This window comes from Mesonia mobilis DSM 19841, from assembly GCF_000423405.1.
Taxonomy (GTDB): domain Bacteria; phylum Bacteroidota; class Bacteroidia; order Flavobacteriales; family Flavobacteriaceae; genus Mesonia; species Mesonia mobilis.
The window spans coordinates 298,308-313,395 of record NZ_AUHX01000005.1; the positions used below are offsets into that span (position 1 = coordinate 298,308).

A 15,088-nucleotide genomic window follows, 5' to 3' on the forward strand; every position below is an offset into this window, starting at 1 on the left:
AAAATTGATATATTTACAATCCCCGATCTCGGGGATTTTTTTATATAAAGTATGAAAGCGCTACTATTTACTTTACTTTTTTTATTGCTTGCTTGTTCTGAAGATAATATTGAAAAGCAAGAAAATTCTCAATTAGAAAATGAATTTGTTAATGCAGTAGATATCTCTTCATATCCGGAGATTTCTCTATCAAATCCGAAATTTTACAATGAGAGTGGTGTTGAAGAAAATTTTATTCAGCAACTAAAGAATAATGGAGTTAACACTATTAGATTAAGACTTTGGGTAAACCCTAGCGATCTTCATTCTGGATTCGAAGAAGTTAAAACTTTTTCGGATCAACTTAAAAGTATGGGATTTAAAATTTGGATAAGTTTACATTATTCTGATACTTGGGCAGATCCTGCTCAACAAATTACTCCAATATCGTGGCAGAATTTAAACTTTACTGAGCTTTCTATTAAAGTTAAAGAATATACCAAAAATGTAATTTTAGAGATTAATCCCGATTATATACAGATAGGTAACGAAATAAATAATGGTTTTCTTCATCCTTTAGGAAATATCCATAACCAACCACAACAATTTAAAGATCTATTAGCGCTTGCAATAGATACCGTAAGAGAAAATTCTACTTCAACTCAAATTATAATTCATTTTGCAGGAGTAAATAATAGTTTATGGTTTTTTCAGCAAATAGAAAACCTTGACTATGATATAATCGGGTTATCATATTACCCTATTTGGCACGATAAAAACTTACTCAATTTAAAAGAACATCTCAATCAATTAGAAAATAATTTCAATAAAAAAATATTGATCGCAGAAACTGCCTATCCCTTTACTTTAGATTGGAATGATCATACCAACAATATCGTAGGTGAAAATCAACAATTAATTTTACCTGATTTTCCGGCAACACCCTTAGGACAATATAATTTTTTAGCAGAAATAAAATCTATTATTCAACAAACTCCAAATGGCGTAGGTCTATGTTATTGGGGTGCAGAGCTCGTTGCTTGGAAAGGCCAAGATGCTGTTGATGCTTCTAGTTGGGAAAATCAAGCTTTATTCGATTTTCAAAATAAGGTTTTACCTGCTATAAAAATTTTTACTGAAAATTAAATTTTATTGCTGCGGAAGTAACACTGTATCGATCTTATAGAAAACTCCGTTTACAGCTTGTATTTCTTCAGAAGAAAGTATTAAAGCTTCACGATTATTTATATCTGCTAAACTTGGTACAGTAACATCTATTTCGATGGTACCGCCCAAAGTATTTACGCTAGAAGCATTATAATTGTCTAATTCTAAATTTAGGTTTTCTGCAAAATGAAGATTTAAAATATCTATCAAATCTTGTGTTTCGATATCTTCTAAAGTAGACAGGTCATTAGGGTATAATTCTAATAAAACGTCTTCAAAAGCTGTATCGGTCGGTGCAAAAATTGTATATGGTGCATTAGCCGTATTGGTATTATTTAATTTTTCAAGGTAATTTTCAGCAGAAATATCGTCACGCGAAATTGCTTCCACCAAAGTAGTTAGTTTTAGATCTGCTGTAATAAAATCTGCTAAGGTTGGTAAAGTAATTACTTCGTCTAAAGTATGTATCACTCCATTTGTCCCTACGATATCTTGAACAGTAATTGAACTGATGCCGTTATAAAGCAAACCAACATCTTTATTTAAATAAATGCTTAAAAATTTATCCTCACCATTAATGTTTGTAGTCGCATTCGTAGTTTGGTAGCCAGCCTCTAGATCTGAATTTAGTTTTAAACTATCTTGTACGTGATAATTAATTAGTTGTTCTTTTTCTTCGGAAGTATAATCTGTATTTTCCCAAAACGTAGTAAACGTATCTGCTGAAGGAATTAAATACGTGAACTTTTCTGCGGAAGTAATTTGTGATTGAAAAAGTGAACTTGTAGAGATCGCTTCTGTATAAAACGGAGTTAAATTGCTATCTGCGATCATAAAAGTTTCAACGCTTGGCAACGCCATCATTTTATCGATTTCGTGCATTATCCCATTATCAACTTCAATATCTGCATTAACAAAATGTACATCTCCATTAAATTCTACTTCACTCGCCGTATTTACCAATAAACTTAAATTAGTAGCAGTACTGTCCGTTAAAGGAGTTTCTGCTAAAGTTTTTAAATAGCCTGTCGTAAAACTTTGTTCTGTATTAATGGTTTCTAGCAAATGGTAATACACGAGATCGAAAGCAAGCTCCTGTGATATGTCGTTAATTCCGCTTAAAGAATTTTCACTTAAATAGACTTCAACAGCCGTATTATTTGGAGCTAATAAAGTATATGTACCAGAATTCCCATCTAATGCCGCATCTAACTCTGCTTGTACGACCAGATCGTAAAAAAGACTAAACCTCGGAGTCTTTTCCATATAATTTATAATTGAATTATTTCCTTCAATTACATTGCCATTATCATCATCATCTACACAACTAAAAACCGTAAGAGTTATACTTAATAAAAACAGTAATTTTGTTACTTTTAAAATAAATTTATTCATCATTGCGTTTTAAAAAATACTCAAGTAAAAGCCACAATATACAAAAAACCATAGCTTATGTTCATCAATATTAAAAACGCTTTTTTATTCTTTTTTATTTTAAGCTCAACGTTGCTTTTTGCTCAGCAAGAAAAACTGAATCAAGTTGATGCTAACGGAAAAAGACACGGAAAATGGACTAAATATTTTGAAGGAACCGAGCAAATAAGATATACGGGTGAATTTGATCACGGGCAAGAGATCGGTACATTTAAATTCTATAAACAAGGAAACGAAGATCACCCACAAGCCACCAAAACTTATACGCGGAATAGCGATTTAGTAGAAGTGAAATTTTTCACTAAAAAAGGCAAACTACTTACCGAAGGCCAATTTAAAAACAAAAAAAGAACCGGCGAATGGATTTACTATCACAAAGGTAAAGACATCATAATGATGAGAGAAAACTATGTGAACGATAAACTAAACGGACTAAAATCTATCTTTTTTGAAAACGGAAAGATCGCCGAAAAGCAAAACTATGTAAATGGAGTAATGCACGGAAAAAATTTAGTTTATGGCGCAAACGGTAATTTGCTTCAACACTACACTTACGTAAATGGTACGATGCACGGTCCTACTAAAATCTATAATCCCAATGGTGAACTTTATACCGAAGGAAACTACAAAAACGGACTTCGAGACGGCATTTGGAAGTTTTATGAAAACGGAAAATTAGATCACACCGAGAAATTCCCGAAAGAAAAACCTTCTGTAAGAAAAAAGAAATAACACGACAAAATCACTAATTTTGTAGAAAATATAGTTTTTAAATCGTGAAAAAAGAAAAAGTAGTTGTAGGCCTTAGTGGTGGTGTAGATTCTAGTGTAACCGCATATTTGTTAAAAGAACAAGGTTATGAGGTAATTGGCCTATTTATGAAAAACTGGCACGACGACTCGGTAACCATTAGCGACGAATGTCCTTGGTTAGACGACAGTAATGATGCCATGTTGGTTGCAGAAAAATTAGGAATTCCTTTTCAAACTATCGATTTAAGCGAGCAATACAAAGAACGTATTGTAGACTATATGTTTAACGAATATGAACGTGGAAGAACTCCAAATCCCGATGTACTTTGTAATCGAGAAATAAAGTTCGACGTATTCATGAAAATTGCACTTTCACTCGGAGCAGATTATGTAGCCACCGGTCATTATTGTAGAAAAGGTGAAACGCAGGTTAACGGTGAAACTGTATATCAATTACTAGCCGGGAAAGATAAAAACAAAGATCAATCGTATTTTCTTTGTCAGCTTTCGCAAGAACAACTAGCAAAAACACTTTTTCCAATTGGCGAATTGCAAAAAAGTGAAGTTCGAGAAATTGCCGCGCAACAAGAATTAGTAACCGCCGGCAAAAAAGATTCTCAAGGTTTATGCTTCATTGGTAAAGTAAGACTGCCAGATTTTCTTCAGCAAAAATTACAACCTAAAGACGGTGTAATTGTAGAAATTCCTGCGGAAGAAAATATTTACCAAAATGAAACTCCTGCTTTTACTTCAAAAGAAGAAGAGTTAGATTATTTCAGTAAAAAATTTAGTTACCAAAAAGAATTAGGCAAAGAAGTTGGTAAACATAATGGCGCTCATTATTTTACGAAAGGTCAACGAAAAGGTCTTGCTGTTGGCGGTACTCCGGAACCGCTTTTTGTAATTGAAACAGATGTAGAAGAAAATATTATTTACACCGGTCAAGGTAAAAACCATCCCGGTTTATTGCGAAAAGGTTTATTTGTAAATCCGGACGAAACACATTGGGTTCGTGAAGATCTTGCCTTAAAAGCAGGAGAAGAATTAGAAGTTTTAGCCAGAATTCGTTACCGACAACCTTTAGAAAAAGCGAAATTGTATCAAACCGAAAATGGTTTATATGTAATTTTTGAAAATGCGCAAACCGCCATCACAGAAGGTCAATTTGTAGCTTGGTATCACGAAGAAGAATTATTAGGATCGGGAGTAATTTCGTAACTTGTAGCTGAAAAATTCAGCTATGAAAAATATTTTACTCTTTCTATTTACGGTTTTTAGCGTTCCGCTGGTTGCCCAAAGTCAAGAACACGCATGGGTCTATTTTACCGATAAGGCAGATGTTGCAATTTCGATTGCTAATCCCACAACTATTTTAACGCAACGCGCCATCGATAGAAAAAATGCGCATAACATACCTATCGATACGCGCGATGTTCCTGTAAACGAAACCTACATTACTACGGTTAAAAACCAATCTGGCATAGAGGTTAAAGCAAAATCTAAATGGTTTAATTGCGTACACGTTATTGGGAGCATACAAGATATTAATGCGCTTTCAGGCTTTACATTTGTCGATCATATCGATTTTGCCGATACCAATTTAAATACTAGAATAGCCACTACAGATCAGCAACAGTTTGTAGACAAAAATTTAGATACTCAAGTAGATTTCACTTACGGTGATAGCGCCAATCAAGTAGAAATGCTTCACGTCGATTACCTTCATGAAAACGATTTTACCGGAGAAGGAATGCTGGTTGCGATTATGGATTCTGGTTTTCCGCAAGTAAATACGCTTACAGCTTTCGATCGTGTTCGCAACAATAACGATTTGGTTGGTGGTTACAATTTTGTAGATCGTACCGACGATTATGATGCTTTTACAGGAAGTTCTCACGGAACTTCTGTATTTTCTGATATGGCAGGTTTTTTACAAGATGAATTTGTAGGTACCGCTCCCGATGCCAGTTACTATTTATTTAGAACGGAAGATGTAAATTCTGAAACTCCTGTTGAAGAAAGTTATTGGGTAGAAGCTGCAGAACGCGCCGATAGTCTCGGTGTCGATGTGATCAACACTTCTCTGGGTTACCAAACCTACGACAATCCAAATTACAGTTATACACCTTCTGATATGGACGGAAATACCGCTTTTATAAGTCGCGGAGGAAATATTGCTGTTGAAAAAGGTATTCTCGTGGTTACTTCTGCAGGAAATTCAGGAAATAATTCAAATTTTCCGGTAATTGGAGCTCCGGCTGATGGCAACGTTTATGCAGTAGGCGCGGTAAATCAAGATGAAATCTATGCTTCTTTTAGTTCTATCGGACCTTCTGCCGACGGAAGAATTAAACCCGACGGAATGGCGCAAGGTGCTTTAGCTGTTATTATCAACACTAACGGAAATACAGCTCTCTCTAACGGAACTTCGTTCTCCTCTCCTATTATGGCGGGTGCAATCACGAGTTTTTGGCAGGCAAATCCGCAGCGAACTAACCTCGAAATTATGCAAATGGTGAGAGAATCTTCACACCTTTACAACAACCCGACTAACCAAATGGGCTACGGGATTCCTAACTTTCAAACGGCTTTAGATGATTTATTAAATACGGTTTCTTATGAAGAGCAAACTGTAAAAGTTTATCCTAATCCGGTGAGTGAATTATTGCATATCCAGAAGAATAACCTAGATCATTTAGATCTTAAAATTTATAACCTCTTAGGAAAACTAGTTTTTAAAGCCGAAAAAGTTTCCGAAGAAATTAATTTAGCTTCACTTTCAAGCGGAGTTTATATCGCTAAATTTGAAACCGAAAATTTTCAGAAATCATTAAAAATCATCAAACAATAATGGCTACAAACAGAATAACCTCTTTATTCAACATCAAATATCCGCTTATTCAAGCCGGTATGATCTGGGCTAGCGGCTGGAAACTTGCCAGCGCCGTAAGTAACGCCGGCGGTTTAGGGATTATTGGTGCAGGATCGATGTATCCTAATGTACTTCGAGAACATATACAAAAATGTAAAAAAGCTACCGATAAACCTTTTGCAGTCAACGTGCCGATGCTCTACCCGAATTTGGAAGAAATTATGGAGATCATTATCGAAGAAAGCGTTGAGATTGTATTTACTTCTGCCGGAAACCCAAAAACTTGGACTCCTACTTTAAAAGAAAAAGGAATTAGGGTTGTTCACGTCGTAAGTAGTGTAAAATTTGCTTTGAAATCTGAAGCCGCCGGAGTTGACGCTGTAGTTGCTGAAGGTTTTGAAGCCGGTGGTCACAATGGCCGAGAAGAAACTACAACGTTTACCTTAATCCCAATGGTTAAAGAAAAACTACAAATACCATTGATCGCCGCCGGAGGAATTGCCACCGGAAAAGGGATGCTCGCTGCAATGATTTTGGGTGCAGATGCTGTACAGATCGGGAGTCGTTTTGTTGCAAGCCCTGAAGCGTCTTCTCACCAAAACTTTAAGCAAATGGTAGTCGATGCAGAAGAAGGTCATACACAACTTACGCTTAAAGAATTAGCTCCTGTTCGTTTGCTAAAAAATAAGTTTTTTAATGATGTTACTGAGCTTTACACGAAGAATCCTAGTAAAGATGAACTCATTGAATTACTGGGAAGAGCACGTGCTAAAAAAGGAATGTTTGAAGGTGATCTAGAAGAAGGTGAATTAGAGATTGGTCAAATTAGCGGACTTATAAATGAAATAAAACCTGCTGCTGAAATTGTAGAAGAGATCATCAGTGATTTTCAAAAAGCAAAAGAAGAATTGCCGACATTTTAGATATTAATAATTTATTGAATAAAAAAGCTCCGACTAATTATCGGAGCTTTTTTATTATTCTAATAACCCGATCCGGCCATTGATCCGAACATTGCCGCCAAGCCGCCAAAAAATATACTCATCAATATCGCTAAAGCAATAACTATAACGTATAACAAAAGCATTCCTTTTGCCCAATTTTGACGTGTGGTGTTCGTATCGCTACTAAACGCCCAAACGAGTAACATTATTAAACCAATTAATGGTAAACCGGCTACAAAAATGTATAAAGCCCATTTACCCGGAGTAATGTGAGAAGGTGCTGGTTGCACTGGTTGAGTTTCCATATTGTAAATTGTTAGTTAGATTAGTAAAATAAATTTAACTAAAATTAACAAATAAAGGAAGATAATTTCAACTTTAAATTTTAAGAACTAAACTCGGCTAGTAATTCTAAAGCTTGATTTACCTCTTTCTGCCAACGTTTTTGCTCTTCTAGTAGCATCCCATGATTGGTTTCTTTATCGTAGGCTTTTTGCATTTTTATACGTTCACTTTCAACCTGCTTATGCATTTTTTTAAGCTTAGCTTTAGCTTCATTTAAAGATTTAGGACTAAAATTACTTAACCATTTTCGCATCTTACGCGCATACAATTCAGAAATATCAAAATGTAATTGCTCGTGAGCTAAAAGTGTCGGAGTTTCTTTGCCTTTCTTTACCCAAGACTGCTCAGGATAAAAATAAGCGTGAACTTCATAAGTAAATATAGGTTTGCTTGCTTGCATACCAAAACCCCAAGTATAAGAAAACCCGGAATTGGTATTAGCTAAAAAATGACTTTGACGATTGGGTTTCGCCTCAAAATCTTTCCACGTAAGTTTTTCTTCTGTCCATTCTAATTTCTCTTGAGCTTGTAATTGAAATAAGCTTAATAACAAGAATGAAAAAAGAAAAATTTGATTACGCATCTTTATAATTAAAAGTGATTATCTTTTCGATATCGGGATGAAGACTATACCAAACCGGGCAAGTTTTTGCTGCGTGTTCGATGATTTTCTTTTGCTTATCGCTATAAACTTCTGGAAAAGTAAAATTAATTTCAATCTTAGAAATTCTTCGAGGTTCACTTGCCATTGTTTTAGTGACTTCAGCAACCGTATTTTCAATAGAAAAATCTGAATTTTCTGCTTTAATCCCAATAATGGTTAACATACAACTTGCCAATGCAGTTGCAACGGTATCTGTTGGCGAAAATGCTTCACCTTTCCCGTTATTATCTGTGGGAGCGTCGGTTATAAAAGTATTGCCACTTTTTAGATGCTCAGATTCCGTTCTTAAATTTCCTTGATAAACTACTCTAGAGGTCATCTTAATTTATAACTTTTAAAGTTAAACCTTCATCGTATTTAATAAGATAAACAGCATCGTTATAATACCCACCGATCATCTTTTTGTGATAACTGAATTTATTCTCCACTTGCTCAGTCATTCCTTCTAATTCTAAGGCTTTGTAAAGATTTTCAGCAGCGGCTAACCTCAACAATAAATCATAAGTAAGATCAAAACCACGAGTTGCAAATTTATTTGGTAAAATACCGTAATCACTTTTGTAATTTTTTACAAACGCGTTATTTTCAAAATCTTCACATTCTTTTGCTACGGAAGCGTAAGTGAACTGAAGGTTGCTTAAATACTCGTTAGAAATTTCATCTTCGTAAGGTTTACTTTTATCGGAAGTAAAAATTCTAATTTTATACTCAGGAACCATTGCATTTAAATAAGAAGTAGCGTTACTAATTAACTCTAAATCTTCAGACTCAAGAATTAGCCAGTTCTCTTTTTCTTTAGAAAGCACTTTTACTAGATCTGAAGTCTGCATATATTCTTCTTTTGCTTGCTGAACCACGGTAGCTTCAGGAAAAGTATAAACTAACTTACTTTTTAAATAGTCGTGCTTCTCATCGGCTAAGATCAGTAAGTTTTTACCTTCTTTTAGACTATCGATGTAGGTAATTAATGCTTTTTCCATCATTAATTTAGAAGGTCTGGTTTGCAATAGATTTGCTTCTCCATTTAATTCTGCATCAATTAATGGTGAAAGTACCGGAATATTATTTCTGTTGAATAATCTTGAAGCTTTTTCAACATTTTTACTCAACACAGGCCCGATCACCGCATCAAAATTATCGTACTCTAACTGTCGTAAAATTTCATCTACTTTAGCACCACTTTTTTCAGTATCAAAAACTTTAGCGCTTATAGGAATCCTTAATTTCTCTACAGAATCGATGGCAGTTACCACTCCGCTATAAAAATCTAACGAAACACGAAGTACGCGATCGTCTTTAAGTAAAGCTTCCTTATCGATACTATCGCCTTCAAATTGTCTTAATGAAAACGGAAGCATCACCGCTATTTTCTTTCTTCTTCTATTGGTAATTAACTCTTCTAGCTTGATTTTTTTAGATGCTGAAACCGATAAAGTATCATTCAACATAGTTTGAGGTTTAGGGATTTTTATGGTCATCCCTGCTTCTAAACCTTCTTCAGCTAAAATAGGATTGTACTTTATTAAAGTATCTTTAGTAGTATTGAATTGCTTGGTTAAGCGGTAATAATTTTCTTTTGGTTTTACCGTATAACTAATAAAATTTTCACCGGCATTTTGCGCTGCTTTAGAATCTTTATTTTGCGGATTGATCACGTTTAAAACCTGACCCGGTTTTAAATCTGTCACCCCGGGATTCAAGGCATTTAATTGCGCCATCGTCATACCGTATTTTCTAGCAATTGCCATTTTACCTTCTTGAGGCATCACGATATGTTTTAAATTTTCGAATGAAGAATTTTGAACAGAATTATTGATATTTATCGTGTCGTTTTTACTAAACACCGGGATTCTAATTACATCACCTTTCCCTAATTCTTCATCATAAAGATAGGTGTTGTATTTTTTTAGATCACCAACAGAAATATCGTTCGCTTTTGCTATGCTGTATAAAGTTTCTTTCCGTTTAACTTTATATTCCTTGAAATTTAAAACGCTTTGCTTTTCGTAATTTCTATTATCGGAAGAAGAAGAAACAGGAATCACTAAAACGACTCCTGTTAAATTTCCTTTTTTAGCATCTGGATTGTATTTGTAAATGCTCTGTTCTGAAACGTTATATTTCTTTGCGATGGAAGAAATGTTTTCTCCCGATTTTACTTTATGGGTTTCAAAACTTTGTGCAAAAGTTTGAAGACTAACTAATAAAATCAGCAAAAAAAATAAGCAATTCTTTTTCATTCAAAATTTAATTATTCCCACTCAATTGTAGCGGGTGGTTTTGAGCTAATATCGTATACTACTCTATTAACGCCTTTTACTCGATTTATTATCGTATTTGATGTTTTTTGTAAGAAATCGTAAGGTAAATTTACCCAATCTGCGGTCATCCCATCGGTAGATTCTACTGCGCGAAGTGCCACTACTTTTTCGTAAGTACGCTCATCACCCATTACTCCTACAGAGCTTACCGGTAATAATATTGCGCCGGCTTGCCAAACTTTATCGTAAAGTTTCCAGTCTTTTAAACCTTGAATAAATACGTGATCTACTTCTTGTAAGATTCTTACTTTTTCTGCAGTGATATCACCTAAAATTCTAATCGCAAGACCTGGTCCCGGGAAAGGATGTCTTCCTAATAACTCAGGATCGATTCCCATTTCTGCTCCTACGCGACGTACTTCATCTTTAAATAACATACGTAAAGGCTCAACCACTTTCAATTTCATAAAATCTGGCAAACCACCTACGTTATGGTGAGATTTAATCGTTGCTGAAGGACCGTTTACCGAAATAGATTCAATCACATCAGGATAAATGGTTCCTTGTGCTAAAAACTTCACATCGGTTAGCAAATGAGCTTCATCATCAAATACTTCAATGAACACGCGACCTATGGTTTTTCTTTTTTCTTCCGGGTCGCTTATTCCTGCAAGGGCATCCAAGAAACGTGCCGAAGAGTCAACACCTTTCACATTTAGCCCCATATTTTTATATTGATCTAAAACGCTTTCAAATTCATTTTTACGTAAAAGACCATTGTTGACGAATATACAATAAAGATTATCGCCAATCGCTTTATTTAACAAAACTGCTGCAACCGTACTATCTACACCACCACTTAAACCAAGGACTACTTTATCGTCGCCAATTTGCTTTTTAAGATCTTCAACCGTCATATCTACAAAAGCTTCCGGCGTCCATTCTTGCTCAACTCCACAAATCTTCACTAAAAAGTTTTCTAGTAATTGTTTACCGTCGGTAGAATGATAAACTTCCGGATGAAATTGAATCGCAAAAGTTTCTTCCCCATCAATACGATAAGCGGCGTTAAGTACATCGTGCGTACTTGCTAATCGTACTCCATTCTCCGGTAATTCTTTAATGGTATCGCTATGCGACATCCAAACCTGAGAATTTTCAGTAATTTCATCAAAAAGTAATTCTTGATCTTTAATTACAGAAAGATTAGCACGACCATATTCACGCGTTTCTGAAGGTTCTACTTTACCGCCGTGAAAATGCGCTAAATATTGTGCGCCATAGCAAACTGCCAGCATAGGCACTTTACCTCTAATATTCGATAAGTCTGGATGCGGTGCATCTTCTGCTCGCACAGAAAAAGGACTTCCCGAAAGTATTACGGCTTTAAACTCTTCTAAATTTTCCGGTAATTTGTTAAACGGATGGATTTCACAGTAGATATTTAATTCTCTAACTCTACGCGCGATAAGCTGCGTGTACTGTGAACCGAAATCTAATATAAGTACGTTATTTTGCATAGGCAAAAGTAAGAATTTGAGGTAAAATTCAAATTGATTCTAAGATTAATTTTTGAAGAAATTTTAACATTTAGAATTATTCCATCGAAGCTAAAATATCTTCGATATCTTCTTCTGTGGTATCGGGATTTATAAAGCAGAAACGAGAAATGGTTTCTATCTCTCCGTTTTTAGACCATTTTGTTGGGGTAACCAGCGCAAAACCAGCTTGATGATTTTTATAGGTCCAATCGCGGTAATCTTCAGCATCCCAACCAATTCTTTTAAATAACACACACGATAAACTTGGTTCTCTCACCAACTCTAAATGTGGTGCTTTTTGTATTTGTTCCGCAGCATTTAAGGCTAAAGAAAGTCCGCGTTCGATGGCTTCGGTATATTTTTCTGTTCCGTGCATTGCCAATGAAAACCAAAGTGGCAAACCTCTTAATCTTCTAGTAAGCTGAATTTGATAATCTGCCGGATTAAAACCTTGCGCTCCTTTGTCTTTAAAAATATCGAGGTAGGCACCTTTTTGCGAATGTGCATTTCTAGCCAACTCCATATTTTTATAAATCACGGCTCCACAATCGTAAGGAGAAAACATCCATTTATGCGGATCGATAGTGATACTATCTGCTCTTTCGATACCATTAAATAAATGACGAACCGATGGCGCAGCTAGCGCTCCACCACCATAAGCCGCGTCGACGTGAAACCAAAGATCTTCTTTTTCACAAACGTTGGCAACGCTTTCTAAATCGTCGATAATTCCTGCATTTGTGGTTCCGCCGGTAGCTACTACGGCAAAAAGACGTTTACGATCTATTTCACTTAAACCCTCTATTTTTTGCTGTAACCACTTTCCTGTTAAACGATCGTCTTCATCATCATCTACCAAAATAATATCGGCATCGATCACTTTTGCCATCGATTTTACAGAAGAATGCGCTCCGTTAGAGGTAATTAACAAGGCTTTGTAAGCTTTATTTTCTTCATTTTTATCACGCCAAGCTTCTCTCGCTGCAATCATGGCAGAAAGGTTAGCCGAAGTCCCGCCACTAGTAAAAACCCCAAAAGCTCCCTGAGGAAGTCCCGTTAATTCTACCAACCATTTCATGGCTTGATTTTCACAGAAAATTCCGCCGCCACCGGTCATCCAATAAGCTCCGTGAATACTTGCTGCAGAGGTTACCAAATCGAATAAAATTGCTGCTCTTGTTGGCGCTGCCGGTACAAATGCTAAATGTCTGGGATGATCTACCGGAACGGTTGCTTTTACCAATACATCTTTAAAAAGATTAAATGCTTTTTCGCCACCAATTCCTTCTTTGGTTACCGTTTCTCCCACCAAATCCATTAGATCTTGCTCTTGTTTTGGTGAACCCATTTCTGGAGAAGTATTTGAAATTCTGTTAATGGCGTATTTCATGATATCTAAGGTCATTTCGACCGTATCGATATCTATGGAGTGCATGCTTTTCATTTTATTTCGTTTAATAAAGATGAGACCTCTCGACTCCGCTCGAGGTGACATTTTAATTTTATAAATAGATGATTGAAAATTCTTGTTGAAGTGGTTTCAGCTCTTGTTTTAATTGCTGAATAAGTTCTTTCCCGTAAATTTCGTAAAACTCACTGAAATTTCGGTTACGTTCTTGTAAACTTTGCTTTGGAAATAATTGATCTTGCAGATTTGTTATACGTTCTAACTCATCTTTCAACTTACGTTTTTGTGCTTTTAACAGGCGTTTTTCTAAATGCTGAAGTCCGTTAATTTGCTTTTGCTCTTGCGCTGCAACTGCTCCCACAAAAGATTTATCGGTTTTTTCTGCTAATTGATATAAATCTTTAAACTGTTGCTCTAAATATTGTTTTTGCGGACTAAAATCGATATCGATCTCTGAAATTTCTTGCGTTCGTTTAGTTCTTAAATCTGATTGTTTTAAGAATAAATCTTCTACATTAACCTCAAGATTTTCGACTTTCTTTTTTTGTTTTGCTGAAACTAATAAGGCTGAATTACGCAGTAATAATATAGGAAATGGTATTTGCTGACTTTTAAAATAATCTTTCAACTCAAACCAATACGCCATTTCTCCGCCACCACCGATGTAGCATAAATTAGGAAGAATAACTTCTTGATACAACGGACGCATAATTACATTGGGAGAAAAACGCTCCGGGTGATTTTCTAATTCTTCGAGAATTTCGGCTTCTGTAAAGCGTAAATCTGTCTCGTGAACAATATAAAAATCTTCTTCTTTAATGATACGTTCACGAATCCCTTCAGCTAAATAAAACAGATTAATTTCTCTTGGGTTTACCTGAACTTTATAACCTTCTGCTGCTAATTGTTCTGCTGAAGACGCTACTTTTTCTGAAGAAGTTTGTTGCAACAATTCTTCTTTTACAAAAGGTTTAAATAAGGTTTTTAAGTCTTGATCGTCACCATCGACAATTACTAAACCATATTCAGCAAAAAGTTGATTAGCAATATATCTAGTAGCTTCAGTTAAAGTGTCGTGTTTAACGTAAGCTTTTTCAAAAAGATGTACTAACTCTTCCGCAGCATCAGAATCGTTTAAATGTGGCTTAAATTCTTTTAAAACTTCAGCTAAACCATCGGTATTAAACATACCAACCGCTCCGGTTTGATCACTTGACCATTGCACTTTTTGATCTTTAAAGTTGAAGTAATTGATCTCTTCAAAATCGTGATCTTCTGAAGCCATCCAATACACGGGAACAAAATGATGATCGGGATTATTGGCTTTTAATTCTTCAGCTAAATTTATGGCTGAAATAATTTTATAAAGGAAATATAAAGGTCCGGTAAATAAATTTAATTGATGCCCGGTAGTTACAGTAAACGTATTCTGTTCAGCTAAAGCAGTAATATTCTCTTGTGTTAATGCTGAAGCTTCAACGCTTTGATATTGTTGCTGAAGTGCCTGAACCAAAACCTTTCGTTGTTCTGTAGAAAAGGAACTTTTTTTCTGTTCGATCTGTGTTTTAAAATTCTCTAGCTTAGGAAACTGACCGTAAAATTTGCGTAGATTTTCTTTCTCTTCAAGATAATCTAGCATTAAGTCTGAAAAATAATTTGTGTTTCGGTAAGCGATACAGTCGGCCATAAATTAAGTCTCTTAAAAAACTGCAAAGATACGT

The 15,088-nt window shown here is 35.3% G+C and carries 13 protein-coding genes; 5 read left to right on the top strand and 8 right to left on the bottom strand.

Going from position 1 to position 15,088, the window contains the following annotated elements; translation table 11 throughout:
- Window positions 1-51 precede the first annotated feature (51 nt).
- Window positions 52-1,125: a glycoside hydrolase family 53 protein gene (locus tag G551_RS0105755; protein WP_027884659.1), complete on the top strand. Its 1,074-nt coding sequence runs from the start codon at window positions 52-54 to the stop codon at window positions 1,123-1,125.
- Window positions 1,126-1,128: 3 nt separating this feature from the next.
- On the opposite strand, the gene G551_RS0105760 is transcribed toward G551_RS0105755, so the two are convergent.
- Window positions 1,129-2,541 carry a fasciclin domain-containing protein gene (locus G551_RS0105760; protein WP_027884660.1) on the bottom strand — a complete coding sequence of 471 codons (1,413 nt, stop codon included), beginning with the start codon at window positions 2,539-2,541 and terminating at the stop codon, window positions 1,129-1,131.
- Window positions 2,542-2,598: 57 nt separating this feature from the next.
- On the opposite strand from G551_RS0105760, the gene G551_RS15490 reads away from it, so the two are divergent.
- Genes G551_RS15490 through G551_RS0105780 form a run of 4 tightly spaced genes read left to right on the top strand, consistent with a single transcriptional unit; the run spans window position 2,599 to window position 7,127 of the window.
- Window positions 2,599-3,312, top strand: a complete 714-nt coding sequence (locus G551_RS15490) for a toxin-antitoxin system YwqK family antitoxin (RefSeq protein WP_051191290.1) — start codon at window positions 2,599-2,601, stop codon at window positions 3,310-3,312.
- Window positions 3,313-3,356: 44 nt separating this feature from the next.
- A complete protein-coding gene (gene mnmA, locus G551_RS0105770) occupies window positions 3,357-4,550 on the top strand; it encodes a tRNA 2-thiouridine(34) synthase MnmA (protein ID WP_027884661.1) in 1,194 nt (397 codons plus the stop codon).
- Window positions 4,551-4,572: 22 nt separating this feature from the next.
- Window positions 4,573-6,183 carry a S8 family serine peptidase gene (locus G551_RS0105775; RefSeq protein WP_027884662.1) on the top strand — a complete coding sequence of 537 codons (1,611 nt, stop codon included), beginning with the start codon at window positions 4,573-4,575 and terminating at the stop codon, window positions 6,181-6,183.
- Window positions 6,183-7,127: an NAD(P)H-dependent flavin oxidoreductase gene (locus G551_RS0105780; RefSeq protein WP_036243381.1), complete on the top strand. Its 945-nt coding sequence runs from the start codon at window positions 6,183-6,185 to the stop codon at window positions 7,125-7,127. The genes G551_RS0105775 and G551_RS0105780 overlap by 1 nt, the downstream gene beginning before the upstream one ends.
- A gap of 59 nt (window positions 7,128-7,186) precedes the next feature.
- Here G551_RS0105780 and G551_RS0105785 read toward each other — a convergent pair whose 3' ends face one another.
- The 7 genes from G551_RS0105785 to bshC all read right to left on the bottom strand — a co-directional run bounded on the left by G551_RS0105785 (window position 7,187) and on the right by bshC (window position 15,054).
- Window positions 7,187-7,453 (bottom strand): hypothetical protein, encoded by a 267-nt coding sequence (locus tag G551_RS0105785; protein WP_027884664.1) that lies wholly within the window; start codon window positions 7,451-7,453, stop codon window positions 7,187-7,189.
- Between the two features lie 80 nt (window positions 7,454-7,533).
- Entirely contained in the window at window positions 7,534-8,076 is a 543-nt protein-coding gene (locus G551_RS15495; protein ID WP_051191293.1) for a DUF922 domain-containing protein, read from the bottom strand.
- A complete protein-coding gene (locus G551_RS0105795) occupies window positions 8,069-8,476 on the bottom strand; it encodes an OsmC family protein (protein WP_027884665.1) in 408 nt (135 codons plus the stop codon). Before G551_RS0105795 ends, G551_RS15495 begins: the two co-directional genes overlap by 8 nt.
- 1 nt (window position 8,477) lies before the next feature.
- Window positions 8,478-10,397 carry a LysM peptidoglycan-binding domain-containing protein gene (locus G551_RS0105800; RefSeq protein WP_027884666.1) on the bottom strand — a complete coding sequence of 640 codons (1,920 nt, stop codon included), beginning with the start codon at window positions 10,395-10,397 and terminating at the stop codon, window positions 8,478-8,480.
- A gap of 11 nt (window positions 10,398-10,408) precedes the next feature.
- Window positions 10,409-11,938, bottom strand: coding sequence for a glutamine-hydrolyzing GMP synthase (gene guaA / locus G551_RS0105805; protein ID WP_027884667.1), 1,530 nt, complete (start codon window positions 11,936-11,938; stop codon window positions 10,409-10,411).
- Window positions 11,939-12,014: 76 nt separating this feature from the next.
- On the bottom strand, window positions 12,015-13,403 hold the full coding sequence (locus G551_RS0105810) for a pyridoxal phosphate-dependent decarboxylase family protein (RefSeq protein WP_036243384.1): 1,389 nt from the start codon (window positions 13,401-13,403) through the stop codon (window positions 12,015-12,017).
- Window positions 13,404-13,461: 58 nt separating this feature from the next.
- Entirely contained in the window at window positions 13,462-15,054 is a 1,593-nt protein-coding gene (gene bshC, locus G551_RS0105815) for a bacillithiol biosynthesis cysteine-adding enzyme BshC (protein ID WP_027884669.1), read from the bottom strand.
- Window positions 15,055-15,088 lie beyond the last annotated feature (34 nt).